Below are 19298 nucleotides of genomic sequence, written 5' to 3' on the forward strand. Positions count from 1 at the left end.
GAAAAATTCTACTGTCATATTAGAAATATATTATAAACTTTATTAAGTAAATAATAGCACAAACAAGCTAGCCTAGCTAGTAGATTACAGAAAATAAATTACATCGCATGCAGGGTTTTTAAATTGTTGCACATTAATTTAAACTATAATAGTGAACCAATTCAGGAGAAGATTTAAATTTTAAACATCTAAATTAATTACATTCAAGGCATTTGCTTGAATAAATTGTCTTCTAGGTTCAACAATATCTCCCATTAATGTTGAAAAAATTACTTCTGCACTATCTTGTTCATGTACTTTAACTTGCAATAAAGTTCTTCTTTGAGGGTCTAATGTTGTCTCTCCTAACTGATCAGAATTCATTTCCCCAAGACCTTTGAAACGCTGAATAGATATACCTTTTTTTCCGCTTTCCAATATATAATTCATCAGCATACTAGGCAGTGTAATAATATGTTCCTGGTTTTTAATTAATAACTTTGTTGGCTCAATAAATAAATCTGCAAGCGGAGTAAATGATTTGGCTAGCTGAATAAATTCAAAAGATTCAAGCTGTTCTTTTGATAAAATTTTACTTTCTTTTTGTCCCCGAACAAAGCGGAAAAATTCTATTTTATTGGTGCTAACTACAAATTGCCAATCTGTTTTATCAGGTGATATATCACCAAGATTTAAAATATTCAAAGCCTGGTTTATTTCATTTGTCTTATCTGCCGCAAATATTTGATTACCTAACAAGTCTTTGATAGCTAAACATTCTGCAATTTGTCGATTAAATTTTTTGCCAACTTGATCAAGTAATGTAACGAACCGGATAGCTTTCTTGATTATCTCCTCAAGATCAGAACCACTGATCTCTCGTCCATTATACAACATAATTGTTGCATCACTAATAGTATTTTTTACTAAATAATCTTGCAAAGCTTGTTCATTTTTCAAATAAAAATCGTTATTGCCTTTTTTTACCTTATATAAAGGCGGCTGAGCTATATATAAATATCCTTTATCAATTAATTGCCGCATATGCCGGTAGAAGAAAGTAAGCAATAAAGTTCTGATGTGCGAACCATCAACATCAGCGTCAGTCATAATAATTATTTTATGATATCTTAGTTTATCCAAAGAAAAATCTTCATTACCAATAGCTGTCCCAAGAGCTGTTATTAACGTTCCTACTTGCTCAGAATTTAACATTTTATCAAATCTAGCTCTTTCAACATTCAGGATTTTACCTCGTAATGGTAAAATTGCTTGGAACTTTCTGTCTCTACCCTGCTTTGCTGTACCGCCAGCCGAATCTCCTTCAACAATAAATAACTCCGAAAGAGCCGGGTCTTTTTCTTGACAATCAGCAAGTTTTCCAGGCAAGTTTGAAATTTCCAGGGCTGATTTTCGACGAGTTAATTCCCTTGCTCTTTTGGCTGCTTCTCTAGCAGTTGCCGCTTCAATAATTTTATTAATAATTATTTTTGCGTCACTAGGATGCTCTTCAAACCATTCTAAAACCTTAGTATATACAGCATTTTCTACGATAGGACGGACTTCAGAACTAACTAATTTATCTTTAGTTTGTGATGAAAATTTTGGGTCAGGTACTTTTACTGATAAAATACATGACAATCCTTCTCTAGTATCATCTCCTGTGAAGTTTATTTTACTTTTTTTATTGAGTCCAATATTCTCGGTATAAGTTGTGACAACTCTGGTAAGAGCTGCTTTAAAGGCAATAAGATGCGTACCGCCATCACGTTGTCTTATATTATTAGTAAAACATAAAATATTTTCATGATATGAATCATTCCAATTCATTGCCAATTCAAAAGTAATCCCTGTTGCCTGATTATTAGTATTGAGTGATATACATTTATGTAATGAAGTTTTAGCTTTATCTATATATTTGACATAAGCTTCTACACCACCAGTAAAGCAAAATTCTACTTCTTGCTGTTCAGCAAAACGGTGATCCTTTAATAATATCCTAACCCCAGAATTTAAAAATGCTAATTCTCTAAGTCTATGCTCTACAGTAGCAAAATTAAACTCTATCATGCTAAAAGTGGTAATAGATGGGAAAAAAGTAATCTCTGTACCGCTTTTTTCTACTGACTCCCCTTTTAGTGTGAGTGATGTTTCAGTAGCTCCATCTCTAAATTTTATAAAATATTCCTTATTATCTCGCCAAATTCTAAGCTCTAACCACTCTGATAGGGCATTTACCACAGATACACCAACACCATGCAACCCACCAGATATTTTATAAGAGTTTTGGTCAAACTTACCTCCAGCATGCAATTGGGTCATAATAACCTCAGCTGCTGATATACCTTCTTCTTCGTGGATATCAACAGGTATTCCACGTCCATTATCACGCACTGTTACAGAGCCGTTGGCATTTAGGATTACTTTAATTAGATCACAGTGACCAGCTAAGGCTTCATCGATGGCATTATCAACAACCTCGTAAATCATATGATGTAATCCTGAACCATCGTCAGTATCACCAATATACATACCAGGTCTTTTTTTAACTGCTTCAAGACCTTTTAAAACTTTGATGGAGTCAGCCCCATATTCTAATTCTGCTATTGATTTTTGTTGATTATTTGACATATCCTACATAAATAATAAAGATAAAAGATAACTATACAGCAAAATTACAGCAAGTGTATATTTTTCAAGTAGTTTATTAACAAATATTATTTTACTAAAAATATTTATTGTTTATTATTCAGTCTAACGTTAAATTATCTTATATAGTCAATTGATGAGAAGTTGATGACGTCGTCGCTCAATGCTCGCCTATTACTTATAGGCGTCGCTCCATCGTTCCTAGCCCAAAATTCTCTTGAATTAACTTAGAACTAACCTTATAGCATTATGCCAAATTTACAGATGTCTATTCGCGAGGGGCTCATAGATATCGATTTTTGTGTTATCCATGCTTCGGTGCGGTATCCACAACTGTTGAAAGTTAGAAGGTAAAGCGGGTTTTAGATAGGTTTTCTGTCATTGCGAGACCACGCAAGTAGGTCGTGGCAATCCATCTTTGGTTACTTTTGTGGATTGCTTCGTCGACCTAAGGTCTTTCTCGCTAATAGACGTTGACCACATACGACTTTTAAACTATCCGGTCTAAAACCGCTTCCTCTTCTAACTTCCAACAGTTGTGGGGTCTAGCCCGCCTATGTGGGAATGATAGGGTAAAAACGTCATTGCGAGAAGCCACTTTAGTGGCGACAAAGCAATCCCAAAAATTATTAAAAGGATTGCTTCGGAGGCTTACGCTTCCTCGCTAATAGACAGCACAATGGGTGCTTATTCGGCACTAATTCAGGTTGATTGACTATATCTCTTGCCTAAAACTCGCTTATCTAATTATTTATTGTCCTCATTTCCAAATTATTTGAGTATACTATACAAATAGTATATGTTAGAATGAAAGATAAAAATAGCAACAAAATCAACTAATTTATTATGGAATTTGATCCTAATCTACTATCTCGTATACAATTTGCTTTTACTATAAGCTTCCATATAATTTTCCCGTCCTTCACAATTGGTCTTGCTAGCTGGCTGGCTGTAGTAGAAGGGTTATGGCTCAAAACTGGCAATAATATTTACCAAGAAATATATAAATTTTGGATTAAGATTTTTGCTATTACCTTTGGTATGGGGGTAGTATCCGGCGTTGTTCTATCTTACCAAATTGGTACTAATTGGTCAGGTTTCTCTGATAAGGTAGGTAATGTACTTGGACCACTTCTCGGTTTTGAAGTGCTTGCTGCCTTCTTTTTGGAATCGTCTTTTCTTGGAGTGATGTTGTTTGGTTGGAATAAAGTTAGTAAGAAAATGCATTTTGCTGCTACTTTAATCGTGGCAATTGGTACAATTATCTCTGCCTTTTGGATTCTGTCAGCTAATAGCTGGATGCAAACTCCTACTGGTTATGAAGTACGAGCCGATAATATTTTATATCCAACAAATTGGTTAGAAATTATTTTTAATCCTTCATTTCCATATCGTTTCTGTCATATGATTGTTGCATCATACTTAACTACAGCCTTTGTTATTGGTGGCGTCGCTGCTTGGTATCTTGTACAGAGAAAATTTGTTGCCCATGCTAAAATCATGTTTGGTATGGCAATGTTGATGGCAGTATTTGTTGCTCCAATACAGCTTTTTATTGGCGACCAACACGGGTTAAATACCCTAGAACATCAGCCTGCAAAAATTGCTGCTATGGAAGGTATTTGGGATACAGAAAAAGGTGCTGCCCTTAGGGTCTTTGGCTGGCCATCAGCTCAAGAAGAGACAACAAAATATACCATAGATATTCCAAAAATTGCTAGTTTAATACTGACCCATAGCTTAGATGGAGAAGTACAAGGGCTAAAAGAATGGTCAAAAGAAAATCGTCCCCCGGTATTAATAGTATTTTTATGTTTCCGAATAATGGTAGGAATCGGTATGTTGATGATAATTACTGGGGTGATTGCCGTAGTCTTATATTTACGTAAAAGATTATTTGATACTAAATGGTTCCAATATTGGTGTATGTTGATGACGCCAACTGGCTTTGTAGCCGTGTTGTCCGGATGGTTTGTTACGGAAATTGGTAGACAACCTTATATAGTATATAATATAATCAGAACATCTGAAGCATCTTCACCAGTACTAGGGCAATATATCTTCACTTCATTAATTGCCTTTGTGATAGTTTATGTTTTTATATTTGGCAGTGCCACTTATTATATTATAGATTTAATAAAGAAAGGACCTACTATAATAACAAAAGAAGAGACATATGGTTTCCACAGTTTAGGAAATCCAATAGAGGATACTGTCTACGATAACTAATTAGTTATATTTTGAGCTATAGTTAATTGATGAGAAGTTGGGAACGTTGTTGCTCAATGCTCCTCGTCCCAAATTTTCCTGAATTGACTATAGGTCAGAATGGGTAGAAGAGACTAAAACAATGAGAGGTAGGGGCTTATATGGATAAATTCATCAGGACACCAATGCACCCATGCGAGAATGACATTAAATGGCTACCAAATCTTTTTCTTATTAAGAAAATCACCAAAGATACCAAACAAAATTATTCGGTCAATTCTCCTCTTATAGTTAATGATCATTTGGAATATGGTAGAATATTTCATAAGATTCTAGAAGATGCCGTAAAGATTAATGATTTTTCTAGTATGAACACCCACCCATTTATTGATAAATTACCAACAATGTTACAAGAGAAAATTCACAAAAATATTGACAAGTTACTGAATAATTTAGAATTTATGGCACTTATTTCTCAAGAGCTAAAAACTGAAGTACCGATAGGGATAAGTCTAAATGATGATGTTAAGATAGGAAGGATTGATTTACTTGCCATCGATAGGGGAAAGTTAACCGTTATTGATTATAAATCCGATGCTAATCCACCTAAAAATTGTCAACTAGTTAAGGAGTCTTATATTGATCAATTGAATTTTTACCGACATCTAGTAGCCAAGTTGTATCCTGACAATCAAATTATTTGCAAAATTTTATGGCTAGAAGATGCCAGTTTTATGGCTGTTATGTAAGACATATAGCAAAGGTGGGGTTCATACCCTACAATTTTTTATTTATTTCCTTATGATGAGTAAAAAGCTTACTGCTAAGCGTTATTGCGAGAAGTCGCTTTAGCAACGACGAAGCAATCCATAAGAATTAGTATAGATACATCAAGACTATATGGATTGCTTCGTTGTGCGGTTTACGCACTCCTTGCAATGACGCAAGTTTGTATGAATAAATACTAATCAGGTTAGCTATATATAGTTGATATTAATAGAATAATTTGCTATATATAGGCAAAATCCAAACTGTAGTAAAAGTGATTGAATTAGGTACTATCCTTATTCCTAGGAGGTTGCCTGCAATAACTAAAGCAATTATATTAATGCGGTCGTGGCGAAATTGGTAGACGCGCAGCCTTGAGGGGGCTGTTCTTAACAGAGTGGAAGTTCAAGTCTTCTCGACCGCACCAATTATAGTCAATTCATAGGCGAGCGACGACATCGCCAACTTCTCATCAATTGACTATAACCCAGTTGCCATTGCCCGTCAATTACAGAGGGCGTAAGCCGACAAAAATTTGTGCTAACGAGGAGTTATGCAGAATCTACCAAAAAATATGTTACCGATCCATCAAAACCAATTTGATGCAACATTTGAACAAATTAATAATCTCCTGAATAATGATGAGGTTGGTAAAGCCGTGAAGATTATGGCTAATCTCCATTATGCAGATCTTGCAGATTTTTTAGATAATATAAATCAGAAAACATATAAAATAATTCTTCCATTATTACAGGATACACTAAAACCTGAGACTTTAGTGCAGCTTAGTGTAAGTAGAAAACCCCTAATAATCCAAATTTTGGGTATAGAAAAAACTGTACATTTAATTAATCAACTTGCTATAGAAGACGCTGTTGAAGTTATAGAAGATCTTGATGATATAACCAAAGAAATGATCTTAGATAACCTCAAAGTAGAAAAAAGACAACAAATTATCGAAGGGTGTACTTATCCAGAAAATACTGTTGGTAGAGTAATTGAAAGACATTTTGTATCATTTCAGGAGGATTGGACAGTAGCTAGAGCTATAGATTTTATTAGAGAACAACATATAGCCCAAGATTTTCATGCTGCTATTGTGATAGATAGTAAATATCGCCCTATAGGTAGTATACTCCTAAGCACTTTACTTAAGCATAAGGGGGATGAATTAGTAAAAGAGCTTATGAACCCTGAGTTTAAAATTACCGATCTCTTTACCAACTTAAGTGAATTAAGCTTTATTTTCAAACAATATGCTTTAACAATTGTACCAGTGGTCAATAAAAGTGGTAAGCTAATAGGTACCATTTCAATAGACAATATGCTCTATATCATTGAACAGCAAACAGAAAAAGATATAATGTCACTTGGGGGCGTCCATACCCAAGATACATTCTACAATCTATTTTATACTGTAAGACATAGATTTCTTTGGTTATTTCTCCATCTAATTACCGCCTGTATGACGTCGATAATCATTAACCAATTCAGTATGACCATTGCTAAATTTATAGCACTAGCAGCTATCATGCCTATTGTTGCTTCTATGGGAGGAAATGCTGGAACCCAAGCCATGACTGTAACAGTTAGAGCCCTTGCCAACAAAGATATTCACCATAGTAACGTACTGAAAGTAATCCTTAAGGAAGTAGTTGTATGTGGATTTAATGGTTCTATATTAGCATTAGTTGGGGCATTGTTAATCTTAGTAATGCTTTCTGATCCACAGATTAGCTTAATTTTTTCCGTAGCTGTTATCCTAACTTTCTTAATTGCTGGTCTTTTTGGTTCGGCAATACCAATTACTCTACATTATTTAAATATTGATCCCGCCACTGGTTCGGGTGTATTTCTGACCACCATAACCGATTCATTTGCATTCTTTACCTTCTTAACTTTAGCTTATACCTTTTTGGTATAGAATCATGTTATTAATTTTAAAAAGTCTGTTGTATATGAGTGCAAGAAGTGCGATAATATAGTAATAATTAAAATAGTTATTTAATTTTATGAAATTAATAAAGCTTTTCTTCCTTATTATATGTTCTTTTTTGATAGTTGGTTGTGATAACAAGCCTCAGGAAAAGAACTTAATAGTTGCGACTTCCGCAGATAATCCCCCTTACGAATTTATTCAAAATGGGCAAATAGTGGGACTTGACATTGATATTATTAATGCTATAGGAGAAAAATTAGAGAAGAAAGTTATAATTAAAAATTTTGATTTTAATGGCTTACTTGCATCCTTAGCTAGTGAAAATGTTGATATAGTAATTGCTGGATTAACAGTGACTGAAGAACGTAAGAAACACATTAGCTTTTCAGCCCCTTATGTAACAACTAACGTATCAGTATTATATAGAACAGCAGATGATTTGAAAAATGTTGGAGATTTGGATAATAAAATTGTTGGTGTGCAACTTGGTACAACATGGGCAGTGATAGTTCAGGATTTAGCCAAGCAGTTTAATATTAGAACAAATTATTTGTCAAATAATTTAATGCTAGTCGAAGAATTAAAATCGAAAGTTGTAGATGTGGTAGTATTAGAGGAATCGCAATCTAAGAAATTTATTGAGAATAATCCTGATCTTGCTAGTTTTAGTTTAACAGAATTCTCATCTGAGCTTGCTATCGCTATGCCAAAAGATTCTAAACTTGTTGAAAATATTGATAAAGCTATTAGTGAATTAAAAAAAGATGGTACAATTAGTCGCATTACTAAAAAATGGCTGCAATAGTGGATTCTGAACAATTTAAACAAGCTCTTAGCACTTTGCCTACGGGTGTTACTATTATTACTACTTTATACAATAACAAGCTATTTGGTTTTACGGCAGACTCTTTTACCTCGGTTTCCTTGTTACCGCCATTGGTATTGTTTTGTATTAATAAAAAATCCTTCAGTCTCAGTGCTTTTACTGGTAGTGAGTATTTTGCTGTTAGTGTTCTAGCTGAAAATCAAGAGGATATTTCTAGACATTTTGCTAAGTTTAATACTGATAAATTTTCTGGTATTGCATATGATTTAGGACAAATTACTAATTGCCCTTTGATTGAAGGAGCAGTTTGCCATATTGAGTGCAACAAATTTAGTCAATATGAAGTGGGGGATCATGTTATATTGGTTGGTAAAGTGATAAGTACTATGGTAAAAAGTAATTTAAAACCATTGGTGCATTGTTTAAGGCAATATAGAGAGTTAAAATGATTTCTATAGGTATTTGTGGTGCTACCGGTAAAATGGGGCAGATGATAATTCAAAAAATGCATGGATTAAATAGCTGTACGCTTTCTGCTACATTTTCTAGAAAAAATAGCATAAGGGATTTTGCTGAATTTTGTCAAAATTCTGAGGTGATTATTGACTTTTCTAGTAGCGAGATATTGGACAAACTGCTTGATTATGCCGTTATGTACAACAACAAATTAGTTATTGGTACTACTGGTCTGACTAACTATCAACTTGATCGTTTACATGAAGTTTCCAAAAGTCTAGCAATATTTTATTCAGCTAATATGAGTTTAGGGGCAAGTTTACTAGCGATGCTAGCAAAAAAGGCGGCAGAAATTCTAGATAATACTTACGATATAGAGATTTTAGATTGTCACCATCGTATGAAAAAAGATGCTCCGTCTGGTACGGCGATAATGTTAGGTAAGGCTGTGGCAAAAGTTAGAAATTTAGATTTTAATCAATGTGCGATCTTTGATCGTACTGTAAAAGGACAAAGGCAGGCTGGTGAAATTGGCATTACTTCTATTAGAGGTGGGCGTTTGCATGGAGAACACGAAGTATTATTTTTAGGAGATAACCAAACCATTACTCTGAAACATCATGGGTCAAGAGAGTCCTTTGCTGATGGGGCGATTCAGGCGGCAATCTGGATATCTGATAAACCACCGGCTCTTTATTCAATGAGCGATATGTTGCCATCTCTTCAAAAGTTTTAACAATTAACAGATATTTGTATTATTTACAGCTGTAGATATTGACATAAAGCCTTAATAGTAGTATAATTATGTAATATTGATGAATAATTATAGGAGTCACGATGTCTCGTAGATGTGAGCTTAGTGGAGTCGGTGTTTTACACGGTAATAAAGTGTCGCACTCGCAAAGAAAAACTAGAAGACGCTTTGAGCCGAATCTAAGAGTGGTAAGGTTTGCAAGTGAGCTTACTGGGCAGGAATACAAGCTTTCGGTAAATGCTAAATGTCTACGTTCTGTCGAGAAGGTAGGTGGTTTTGATGAATATATGCTTAAAATATCAAGTGATATACTTTCGGACAAAGCCCAAGTGATTAAAAAAAAGATAGCTGAAAAAAAAGTTGGTGCTGCATTATGAAAGCTGGAATACATCCGAAATATAAAAAGTTCAAAATTATCATTAGTAATGATGTTTTTGAGACAAATTCCGGTGGTCATGCAGAAGAGATTTTGATGGATGTTGATTACAGGAAACATCCGGCATGGACTAAAGAATCTGGCAATATTGTTAACCAATCTAACAAAAATGTTAGTGACTTTAACAAAAAATTTGCTGGGCTTAATTTTGGCAAGAAGGTTTAACCAAGTTTGGCTTGTTTGGGAAATTTTTTGCTAACAAGCAGGATAATCTTTAGATTTTTAGGCTGTATTTTACAGTCAATTCAGGAGAATTTGGGACTAGGAACGATGAAGCGATGCATAAGCGTTAGTTTAAGAAAACAATAATTAAAAGACCGTCATTGCGAGGAGACCGTAAGGTCAACGAAGCAATCCAAAAAAGTGATTAAAAATGGATTGCCACGCCACCTACGGTGGCTCGCTAATAGACGACTTTTCTACTGTATTTTCTTAACTATGTGGAGCGACGACGTCACCAGTTTTTTATCAATTGACTATGCATATTATCGTGGGGTGGAGCAGTCTGGTAGCTCGTCAGGCTCATAACCTGAAGGTCGTTGGTTCAAATCCAACCCCCGCAACCAACCACAACAATATTGTTGTCTTTACTAAACATTATCCACAAATATCTTATCAAAAAAGACTTAGCAATGTTTGTTATAGTTCATACAACTTTTGTAGAGACGAGCGAAGAATAGCAAGAAGTTCCTTTTTTGAGATACTAACAATATACATATTACCCGATGATCAAGTTTTTTGAATAGCTTAAGTGTCATATCTGCTTACCTCAGTGTAACCCCTGCTTACGCAGGGGTTATACACAACAATGGATTGCTGCGTCACCGCTTTTAGCGGCTCCTCGCAATGACGCTTAGTAGTCAGCTTTTTTACTCATCATAAGGAAATAAATAAAAAATTGTAGAGTACTATGCCTACGGTGGCTCGCAATGACGACTTATAGTCAATTCAGGAGGATTTGGTGCTAGGAGCGATGGAGCGACGACGTCACCAACTTCTCATCAATTGACTATATATAAAAATTAGTAAAATTTTCTTTAATTATCTATTAGTGAGGAGCAAAACATCTGTTATAATGTCTAATATTATATTTAAGCACGAGATTTTATGACCAAACCATTATTTGATAAAATTTTAATCGCCAATCGTGGTGAAATAGCTTTAAGAATAATGCGAACACTAAAAAAGATGGGTATTAAATCAGTTGCTGTATATTCTGAAGCCGATACACACTCAATGCATGTACAATATGCTGATGAGGCTTATTATATTGGTAATTCCCCTGCTACTGAGAGCTATTTGTCAATTAAAAATATTATAAATGCTATTAGAGCGAGCGGGGCTGGGGCAGTACATCCGGGATATGGGTTTCTATCGGAAAATTCCAATTTTGCGAATATTTTAAAAAGGGAAGGAGTTACCTTAATAGGTCCAAATGCTTCTGCCATTAAGAAAATGGGCGATAAAATTGAAGCAAAAAAAATCGCTTTGGAAGCCGGAGTTAGTACAGTTCCTGGTTATATTGGTACTATTAGCAATATAAATCAGGCAATAGAAATTGCAGAAGGAATAGGTTTCCCTGTTATAGTCAAGGCAACAGCTGGCGGTGGTGGGCGTGGCATGAGAGTGGTAAAAAACTCTGAAGAAATGGCTAATGCCTTTGAATCAGCTAAGCTTGAGGCAGTAAATAATTTCAGTGATGGTAGGTTATTCATTGAGAAATTAATAAAATCTCCAAGGCATATTGAAATACAATTATTAGCTGATCAGTATGGTAATAGTGTTTGCCTCGGTGAGCGAGAATGTTCAATTCAACGCTATCATCAAAAAGTGATTGAAGAAGCTCCAAGTTCTTTTATTACCGAGGAAATACGGCAGAAAATGTATAAAGAAACCATAGCTTTATCTAGTAAAGTAGGTTATTACTCTGCCGGTACAGTTGAATTTATAGTTGATTTAGATAAGAATTTTTATTTTCTTGAAATGAATACTAGACTACAAGTTGAGCACCCAGTGACTGAGCTGATAACTGGTATTGATATAGTAGAAGAGATGATAAAAATAGCGGCTGGTGAAAAATTATCATTTTCCCAAGAAGATATAAAATTAAAGGGTCATGCATTTGAATCGAGAATTTGTGCAGAAAATCCAATGCGTGGATTTTTGCCATCTAGTGGTAGAATTACTGAATATTCAGAACCGCCAAAAAATGCTAATATTCGTGTGGATACTGGTTTAGGGCTTGGAGGAGAAGTCAGTATGTTTTATGATCCAATGATTGCCAAACTTTGTACTTATGGAGAAACTAGAAAGCAAGCTATTGAAGTTATGCGTTCTGCTTTAAGTTCTTACATAATACAAGGCATTTCTCATAATATTAGTTTTTTGGAAGCGGTAATATCCCATCCTCGCTTTATAGCAGGTGATATAAATACCGCGTTTATAGAAGAAGAATATCCAGATGGTTTTTCTGGAGCAAGTTTAACTTCTGAAATTACTAAAATATTCCTCGCTACAGCCATTTTTGTTTATATTACCGAGCAAAAACGTGCCTCATTAATTTCTGGTCAAATAATCGATCAAACTAATAAAATTGGCACTCGATGGGTTGTGTCAATTGATGATAAGCTATTTCCAATTTTAATTACCTCAGTAGATTACGGTTATAACATAAGACAAGAAAATGATAGAATCTACATACGCAGTAATTGGAACTTAGGTAGTAGGCTTTTTTCCTGTATTGTAAATGGTAGAAAAGCCAATATAAAAATTCAAAATATCGTAACAGGTTATATGTTATCGCATTCAGGCATTACTGTTAAAGCTTATGTCCGTTCTCCAAGGATGTCTGAACTAGAAGCGTTGATGATTACCAAAAATATCCAAGAAGAGCAAACAGAGATGCAAGCTCCGCTTGCAGGGCAAATTATTGCAATTAAAGTGCAGGAAGGTAGTGAGGTAATTGTTGGTCAAGAGATTATGGTTTTAACTGCTATGAAAATGGAAAATATACTTGTTGCTGAGCGTAATGGGAAAATTGCTAAAATCCTAGTTAATGAAAAGGATATGGTGGTTAGTGGTCAAGTATTACTAGAGTTCGTTTAGGTTGAAAATGTTGAATCACTTTTACCAAAATCTTAAAAAATATTGTGATAGCGGTAAATTAGTATTTATCCTAATAATTATAGCCGTCATATTGGCTTGCTCAACTTATTACGTGATTTCGATTGAGCCAAAGTCTCTTGGTCCAGACCCAAGTAGAGTTATAGGGCTGATATTAGTAGATCTTACTATCTTATTATTTTTAGGTATTTTATTAGCTCGTAAATTTTTACGAGATTTTGTTGATAAAGGAGATGGTGAGAAATCTTCAAAATTGCAAAATCGTATCATCATTACCTTTAGTTTGGTTGCTACAATTCCAACGATTATTGTTTCAGTATTTTCAGCATATTTTTTTAACTTTGGTATTCAGTCTTGGTTCGATAAAAAGATTTCTGCTGTACTTGATCAATCTATAATAGTAGCAGAATCTTATATCAATGAGCATAAACTGCAATTGCGAGAAACAGCGTTATCTGTTGCTTATGATTTAAGTGAAATGTATTATGACTTAATACATAACCCCATTTTATTTAATGAGACATTAAATTCTGAAGCTGAGATGCGTTCTCTTGACGAAGTTATAGTTTTACATAAGCCTACTAATACTGTTATTGCTAACACCTTTTTAAGTTTTGCAATTTCATTTGCTACTATTCCATCTCATTTAATGAAAAGAGCCGAAATAGGAGAGATTGTTGAGATAAAATCTGATCCAGCAAAGATTCGTATGCTTATAAAACTTAAAGAGCAAAATGATGTATATTTGTTGGTAGGTAGATTGATTGATGCTAAAATTACCGATCATATTAATAAAACTAATGGAGCAGCTGAAGAGTATTATCGTCTTAAAAAGCATATATCCAGTATGCAGATCAAATTCTCTATAGTATTTATTTTTATTGCTTTATTATTACTGTTAGCTGCAATAAGTTGGGGGATGATTTTTGCTATAAAAATAGTAAGCCCTATTCGAAAATTAGTGAGTGCTGCTGAAAAAGTTAAAAATGGCGATCTAACTATCCAGGTACCAGAAGACGTTATTAATAAAGATGAAATAAGCGTTTTATCCTCAGCCTTTAATAGGATGATTAAACAAATTGATCGTCAACAAAGAGATTTAGTTATAGCTCAGCGTGCACTTGCTTGGTCTGATGTTGCCAGGAAAGTCGCACATGAGATTAAGAATCCTTTAACACCTATTCATCTTGCTTCTGAAAGATTATTGAGGAAATTCAGTAATCAAGTTGAAGATAAAGCAGAATTTAACAAATACATAAATATGATAGTACGTCACACTGAAGATATTAAGAAGATTGTCTCTGAATTTGTTAATTTTGCAAGATTACCAGCCCCAGTATTTACGGATTGTGATTTAGTAATTCTTGTAAAAAATATGGTTGAATCACGAAAATTAATTAATGACAAAATATTATATAAGTTTATTACAACTGATCAGCATATAGATTTTATTTGTGATACAACTCAAATTAATCAAATTATGGTTAATTTATTAAAAAATGCTGAAGAATCTATAGGGCTTACTAAATTGCAAGAAGGTGTTATTACTGTTTCTATAACTAAATCTAACCATCAGATTACTATTACAGTAGATGACAATGGGGTAGGTTTCCAAGCAAATTTAATTGATAGAGCTACGGAAGCTTATATAACAACTAGATCTAAAGGAACTGGTCTAGGGCTGGCTATTATCAAAAAAATAGCACAAGATCATTGTGCAACATTAGAGTTAGCAAACAGGTTAGAAGGTGGTGCCATTATCAACATAACATTTAACCTTGATGAATTAAAATTAAAGGTTAATAGACCTATTGCATAAATAAGTCGCTCACTTATGTACAGCATTATAGTCAATTGATGAGAATAGGTAAATAGTAAAACTACTCAGAATGTGGAGTCATTAGGAAAATTAAAATATATCTCGAATGGATAAATAAGTGAAAGTGCAAGACTATAAATTTTATAATGATTTAATATCACAGAATGTGGTTGAAGAAATTTGGCTATTTGGTTCTAGAGCAAGGAACGATAATCAGGATAGAGCAGATATTGATTTAGCTATAATATGCCCTAATGCTACCATTAAGGATTGGTTAAAGTTGCAAGAAATTATTGATAATGCTGATACACTTTTAAAAATAGATTGTGTAAGATTTGATGAATTGGATGATTCATCAGACTTAAAATTATCTATAATACGAGAAGGAGTGAAATTATATGAAAAATCCTAAAATAGAGTTAGGGTTCTCAAAATTAAGTAGAGCTTTAACCTCTTTAGAGGATATTGCATCTAAACCTCAGCAAGAAGATCGAAGTAACATAGACGCTAGCATTCAAAGATTTGAATTTACAATAGAATTATTTTGGAAATTATTAAGGGCGATTCTTGAGAGCAAAGGATTAGAAGTACAATACCTAAAGATGTTTTAAGAGAGGCTTTTAAAGGACATCTGATTGATCATGAACAAGAATGGCTAAAAATGCTTCTAGATAGAAATATCACTTCGCATACTTATGATGAGCAGCTAGCAGATAAAATTTATAATAATATTAAATCCTACATTCCCATATTAAGAAGTACATTCGATAGGCTAAATTTTCTCAATGTATAGTTAATTCAGGAAAATTGGATAGCAGGAGTGATGGAGTGACGCATAAGCGTTAGTTTAAGAAAACAATAATTGAGAAACCGTCATTGCGAGGAGACCGTAAGGTCACGAAGCAATCCAGAAAAGTGAATAGAAATGGATTGCTACGCCACCTAAGGTGGCTTGCAATGACGATTTTTCTACTTTATTTTTTTAAACTGAAGCCTAAGAGTGACGACGTTACCAACTTCTCCTAAATTGACTATAATATAAAAATTAACTTGCAATAATTCATAAAAAATATTATATTTCACCATATAGCAATATGGCTTTGGTATGCCTAGTTTTGCTATACAGCCTTAAAATACCAAATAAAGGAACTATAATGCCTAAATTAAAAACCAAATCAGCTGTAAAAAAACGCTTTAAACTTACCGCTACTGGTAAAGTTTGTGCCACTCAAGCTGGTAAAAAACACTTCATGAGACGTCGGACAAAAGCTCAACTTCGTAACCTTAGAGGAACAACGATTCTCTGTACTCAAGATGCAAAGAATTTAAAAAAATTCTTCCTTCCATATGGAATTTAACAATTTAACTAAGGAAATAGGTGAGATATGTCACGCGTAAAATCAGGAAAAATTTCAAAAAATCGCCATAAAAAAATTCTCAAACTTGCTAAAGGTTATAGAGGGCGGTCTAATAATTGCTTTAAGGTAGCAATTGAGAAAGTTGAAAAAGCTCTACAATATGCTTATAGGGATCGTAGAAATCGTAAACGTGATTTTAGAGGGCTTTGGATACAAAGAATTAATGCAGCAGTGCGTGAGCATGATTTAGTATATTCCCAATTTATGGGTGGGCTTAAAAAAGCTGCAATAGATATTGATCGTAAGGTGCTAGCTGAATTGGCAGTTAATAACCCGCAAGGTTTTGCAGATATAGTGGCTAAAGCTAAGGCTCAGTTGTAATAATATATTTCTTTAGACTTAGCTAAGTTCTTATATTTAGGGTAGTTTTGTCATCAAAATATCTAGGTTGTTGTGAGTACTATCCACATTAAAAAAATATTCGCAACACCTAAGACGTGAAGAGCAAATAGTTAATATTGGCGATTATATTTACCGTCCCGCTGGGTTCTGGACTAAACAAGTTCACAATCTTCTAGATCATATTCGTAGTGAAGGTTTTCTTTCGGCTCCCAAGCCTGTGGGATTTGATAATTCAGGACGAGAAATAGTTAGCTTTTTAAAAGGAGAGGTAAGTAACTATCCCCTCAGCAATAATGCTGCATCGATAAAAGCCCTTACATCTGCTGCTAGTCTTCTACGTAAATATCATGATGCATCACAAAATTTCTTAATTAAAGTTGTTTCCGATGAAAAATGCTGGCAGCTGCCATCTCGACACCCAAAAGAAGTAATATGTCATGGTGATTTTGCTCCTTATAATGTTGTTTTGAATGGAGAACAAGCAGTTGGAATAATTGATTTTGACACTTGTCACCCAGGGTCACGCTTATGGGATGTTGCTTATGCCCTTTACCGATGGGCTCCACTGACAAATCCCAATAATAAAGATGGATTTGGTTCTATAGATGAGCAAATTATAAGAGCATGTTTATTCTGCCAAGCTTATGGTTTAGCTGAAAAAGATAAAAATGGGATGATAGACTTGATTATCGAAAGACTACAAGTATTAGTAAGTTTTATGTTTAGTCAAGCAGCAGAAGGTAACGAAACATTTGCAGCAAATATACAAGATAACCATCATCTTCTGTATTTAGCAGATATTGAATACATTAAATCTAATCAATCCTATATTGAATATGGTCTTAGTACTTAAATAAAATTGAGAAAAATAGTGAATAAAAAATTAATATTACAAAAATATAAATATGCATTAGCTTTGTTAATAATAATATTATTTATATTAGGAGGTTATTCTTATGACAAAAGAAAAATAAAAATAAAAAAATTTTCAAATGACTTAGTGTCACTGCAAAATAATGATAATATTCAAAATGGGAAAATATCAGTTGTTGAAAGAGTAAGTGATTATGCTTACTCTCGTATTTACTCAAATTTAAGAAAAAATCGTTTTGAATTTGATATGGTGGTTAATGATCTAAACAATAGTTTTTTAACTGATGAAAGAAAAAACTACATTGAAAAGGTTTGTCTTTTCCAAATTGAAGAAGCGGTAGATAGGATATCAATTGCCAAAGGTTACGATTGTTTATCACGTTTACAACTTTTAAAAAAGGAAAAAGCTGAATTATATAGGGGCATAAAAAACAGCAGCTATTCTTTAGATTTATTATATAAATCAGAATATGCCCTTAATTTAGCTCATATTATTATTAAAGATCATAAAGAACAAATTTTTTCTTTTATTAAAGACCTAAAAGAAGAAGATTTACTAAAATATTTTAGTGGTTATATGCAAGATGAAGTAGCTTTTCTTAATAAGCTGATAGCATTAAATATTCCTGAATTATCAGCTAAAGCTTTTTATAGGCTTAGCATGATTAATATATTAGGTCGATCTTCTGTTTTAGAGAAAGCGAACATAGACCTTAAGACAGCCGTTGCTAACTATCAACGAGCCTTGAATTTAAGCGGAATAGAGGCTAATAATGTTACTAATATTGCTCTTGTTATAAATGATAAGTATGCAGTACATGCTGCAACTACCATTGCATCAGCTTTGTTAAATTCAGACTTAGATAGCTTCTATGATTTTTATTTTATTATGGATCAGGAAGACCTTATATCTATAGAATCGCAAGAAAAACTATCATCTATGCAGGATATAAAGCCTTACAAAATAAATTTTATAAATGTTGATAATAATTTACTGCCGATAGAATTAATAAAAAGTAAATTTAAAAATTGTGACTGGCCTCTTTTAATAAGCTATAGACCATTTTTTAGTAAAATTTTGCCGAATTTAACCTCGGTATTATCGCTGGATGCTGATTTAATAGTTTTAAAAGATTTAAGCTATTTTAAAACTATTGATATGACGGATTATTTTGTGGCAGGTAGCTATGATGCCGGTAATCCTGGTCATAACGAACTTGGGTGTAATCATGCTTTACCGTATTTTTATATAAATGCCGGTGTTATGTGGTTTAATTTAGAAAATATGAGAAATAATAAAGCGGAAGATTGTTTAATAAATTCATTAAACAATACTGTATGTTCTCTTTCAATGTTTGAACAAGATATAATAAATATAGCTTTTAACGATAGAATTAACCATATTTCACATAAATGGAATCATACCCCTAGTTATAGATCAAGCACAACCAATACAAATTATTATACAAAATTTATTTTACATTATTCAGGAACAAAACCTTGGGCTGGGGGTGTGGAAAAAGCACAGATAGAACAATTAGACGATATTTACAAAGAATATTGGCGTTATAGAGAATTAACGCCTTGGGGGACGTCATACTCACCTAAATAGTTTCCCCGTCACTAACTTTTCATGAATGACTGTAGGAGAGTAGGAAGAATTTGTTTTCTTCCATTAGACCTTGCATAACCTAATCTAATTGGTAAT

At 33.6% G+C, this 19298-nt stretch carries 18 protein-coding genes and 2 tRNA genes; 19 read left to right on the forward strand and 1 reads right to left on the reverse strand.

The window, feature by feature from the left end:
• Positions 1-180: 180 nt before the first annotated feature.
• Positions 181-2610 (reverse strand): DNA topoisomerase (ATP-hydrolyzing) subunit B, encoded by a 2430-nt coding sequence (gyrB, locus tag RiCNE_RS00260; RefSeq protein ID WP_094648646.1) that lies wholly within the window; start codon positions 2608-2610, stop codon positions 181-183.
• An 864-nt stretch (positions 2611-3474) separates the two neighbouring features.
• Between gyrB and RiCNE_RS00265 the strand changes: the two genes are divergently transcribed.
• The 19 genes from RiCNE_RS00265 to RiCNE_RS00350 all read left to right on the forward strand — a co-directional run bounded on the left by RiCNE_RS00265 (position 3475) and on the right by RiCNE_RS00350 (position 19202).
• Positions 3475-4857 (forward strand): cytochrome ubiquinol oxidase subunit I, encoded by a 1383-nt coding sequence (locus RiCNE_RS00265; RefSeq protein WP_094648647.1) that lies wholly within the window; start codon positions 3475-3477, stop codon positions 4855-4857.
• A 140-nt stretch (positions 4858-4997) separates the two neighbouring features.
• Positions 4998-5585, forward strand: coding sequence for a PD-(D/E)XK nuclease family protein (locus RiCNE_RS00270; protein ID WP_094648648.1), 588 nt, complete (start codon positions 4998-5000; stop codon positions 5583-5585).
• 361 nt (positions 5586-5946) lie between these two features.
• Positions 5947-6031 (forward strand) — tRNA-Leu (locus RiCNE_RS00275).
• 126 nt (positions 6032-6157) lie between these two features.
• Positions 6158-7528, forward strand: coding sequence for a magnesium transporter (gene mgtE, locus RiCNE_RS00280; protein WP_094648649.1), 1371 nt, complete (start codon positions 6158-6160; stop codon positions 7526-7528).
• Between the two features lie 88 nt (positions 7529-7616).
• Positions 7617-8348 (forward strand): ABC transporter substrate-binding protein, encoded by a 732-nt coding sequence (locus RiCNE_RS00285; RefSeq protein WP_094648650.1) that lies wholly within the window; start codon positions 7617-7619, stop codon positions 8346-8348.
• The gene (locus RiCNE_RS00290; protein ID WP_094648651.1) at positions 8336-8818 is read left to right on the forward strand and encodes a flavin reductase family protein; all 483 of its coding nucleotides are present in this window, start codon (positions 8336-8338) and stop codon (positions 8816-8818) included. The genes RiCNE_RS00285 and RiCNE_RS00290 overlap by 13 nt, the downstream gene beginning before the upstream one ends.
• Positions 8815-9561, forward strand: a complete 747-nt coding sequence (gene dapB, locus RiCNE_RS00295; protein WP_094648652.1) for a 4-hydroxy-tetrahydrodipicolinate reductase — start codon at positions 8815-8817, stop codon at positions 9559-9561. The genes RiCNE_RS00290 and dapB overlap by 4 nt, the downstream gene beginning before the upstream one ends.
• Positions 9562-9662: 101 nt before the next feature.
• Positions 9663-9956: a 50S ribosomal protein L28 gene (gene rpmB, locus RiCNE_RS00300; RefSeq protein WP_094648653.1), complete on the forward strand. Its 294-nt coding sequence runs from the start codon at positions 9663-9665 to the stop codon at positions 9954-9956.
• Positions 9953-10180 carry a 50S ribosomal protein L31 gene (rpmE, locus tag RiCNE_RS00305; protein WP_094648654.1) on the forward strand — a complete coding sequence of 76 codons (228 nt, stop codon included), beginning with the start codon at positions 9953-9955 and terminating at the stop codon, positions 10178-10180. The genes rpmB and rpmE overlap by 4 nt, the downstream gene beginning before the upstream one ends.
• A 324-nt stretch (positions 10181-10504) precedes the next feature.
• Positions 10505-10581: transfer RNA gene (locus tag RiCNE_RS00310), tRNA-Met, on the forward strand.
• Between the two features lie 541 nt (positions 10582-11122).
• Entirely contained in the window at positions 11123-13120 is a 1998-nt protein-coding gene (locus RiCNE_RS00315) for an acetyl-CoA carboxylase biotin carboxylase subunit (RefSeq protein ID WP_094648655.1), read from the forward strand.
• A gap of 7 nt (positions 13121-13127) precedes the next feature.
• Positions 13128-14957, forward strand: a complete 1830-nt coding sequence (locus RiCNE_RS00320; RefSeq protein WP_094648656.1) for a sensor histidine kinase NtrY-like — start codon at positions 13128-13130, stop codon at positions 14955-14957.
• Positions 14958-15081: 124 nt separating this feature from the next.
• Positions 15082-15369, forward strand: coding sequence for a nucleotidyltransferase domain-containing protein (locus RiCNE_RS00325; protein WP_239832523.1), 288 nt, complete (start codon positions 15082-15084; stop codon positions 15367-15369).
• Entirely contained in the window at positions 15356-15568 is a 213-nt protein-coding gene (locus RiCNE_RS08220; protein WP_275656716.1) for a nucleotidyltransferase substrate binding protein, read from the forward strand. Before RiCNE_RS00325 ends, RiCNE_RS08220 begins: the two co-directional genes overlap by 14 nt.
• Before the next feature lie 23 nt (positions 15569-15591).
• The gene (locus RiCNE_RS08225; RefSeq protein ID WP_275656718.1) at positions 15592-15750 is read left to right on the forward strand and encodes a nucleotidyltransferase substrate binding protein; all 159 of its coding nucleotides are present in this window, start codon (positions 15592-15594) and stop codon (positions 15748-15750) included.
• 361 nt (positions 15751-16111) lie between these two features.
• On the forward strand, positions 16112-16315 hold the full coding sequence (gene rpmI, locus RiCNE_RS00335) for a 50S ribosomal protein L35 (RefSeq protein WP_094648668.1): 204 nt from the start codon (positions 16112-16114) through the stop codon (positions 16313-16315).
• A 27-nt stretch (positions 16316-16342) separates the two neighbouring features.
• Positions 16343-16696 carry a 50S ribosomal protein L20 gene (rplT, locus tag RiCNE_RS00340; protein ID WP_094648657.1) on the forward strand — a complete coding sequence of 118 codons (354 nt, stop codon included), beginning with the start codon at positions 16343-16345 and terminating at the stop codon, positions 16694-16696.
• A gap of 238 nt (positions 16697-16934) precedes the next feature.
• Positions 16935-17570: a phosphotransferase gene (locus tag RiCNE_RS00345; protein ID WP_204839939.1), complete on the forward strand. Its 636-nt coding sequence runs from the start codon at positions 16935-16937 to the stop codon at positions 17568-17570.
• A gap of 18 nt (positions 17571-17588) precedes the next feature.
• Complete coding sequence (locus RiCNE_RS00350; protein ID WP_094648659.1) at positions 17589-19202, forward strand: glycosyltransferase family 8 protein; 1614 nt, start codon at positions 17589-17591, stop codon at positions 19200-19202.
• The last annotated feature ends 96 nt before the right edge of the window (positions 19203-19298 follow it).

This window comes from Rickettsia endosymbiont of Culicoides newsteadi (genome assembly GCF_002259525.1).
Taxonomy (GTDB): Bacteria; Pseudomonadota; Alphaproteobacteria; order Rickettsiales; family Rickettsiaceae; genus Tisiphia.

Excerpts from the sequence above, each read along its gene's own strand:
- rplT (WP_094648657.1), top strand. The coding sequence starts at position 16,343 with ATGTCACGCGTAAAATCAGGAAAAATTTCAAAAAATCGCCATAAAAAA.
- RiCNE_RS08220 (WP_275656716.1), top strand. The coding sequence starts at position 15,356 with ATGAAAAATCCTAAAATAGAGTTAGGGTTCTCAAAATTAAGTAGAGCT.
- rpmI (WP_094648668.1), top strand. The coding sequence starts at position 16,112 with ATGCCTAAATTAAAAACCAAATCAGCTGTAAAAAAACGCTTTAAACTT.
- dapB (WP_094648652.1), top strand. The coding sequence starts at position 8,815 with ATGATTTCTATAGGTATTTGTGGTGCTACCGGTAAAATGGGGCAGATG.
- rpmE (WP_094648654.1), top strand. The coding sequence starts at position 9,953 with ATGAAAGCTGGAATACATCCGAAATATAAAAAGTTCAAAATTATCATT.
- RiCNE_RS00270 (WP_094648648.1), top strand. The coding sequence starts at position 4,998 with ATGGATAAATTCATCAGGACACCAATGCACCCATGCGAGAATGACATT.
- RiCNE_RS00285 (WP_094648650.1), top strand. The coding sequence starts at position 7,617 with ATGAAATTAATAAAGCTTTTCTTCCTTATTATATGTTCTTTTTTGATA.
- RiCNE_RS00290 (WP_094648651.1), top strand. The coding sequence starts at position 8,336 with ATGGCTGCAATAGTGGATTCTGAACAATTTAAACAAGCTCTTAGCACT.
- RiCNE_RS00320 (WP_094648656.1), top strand. The coding sequence starts at position 13,128 with ATGTTGAATCACTTTTACCAAAATCTTAAAAAATATTGTGATAGCGGT.
- RiCNE_RS00265 (WP_094648647.1), top strand. The coding sequence starts at position 3,475 with ATGGAATTTGATCCTAATCTACTATCTCGTATACAATTTGCTTTTACT.
- mgtE (WP_094648649.1), top strand. The coding sequence starts at position 6,158 with ATGCAGAATCTACCAAAAAATATGTTACCGATCCATCAAAACCAATTT.
- RiCNE_RS00315 (WP_094648655.1), top strand. The coding sequence starts at position 11,123 with ATGACCAAACCATTATTTGATAAAATTTTAATCGCCAATCGTGGTGAA.
- rpmB (WP_094648653.1), top strand. The coding sequence starts at position 9,663 with ATGTCTCGTAGATGTGAGCTTAGTGGAGTCGGTGTTTTACACGGTAAT.
- gyrB (WP_094648646.1), bottom strand. The coding sequence starts at position 2,610 with ATGTCAAATAATCAACAAAAATCAATAGCAGAATTAGAATATGGGGCT.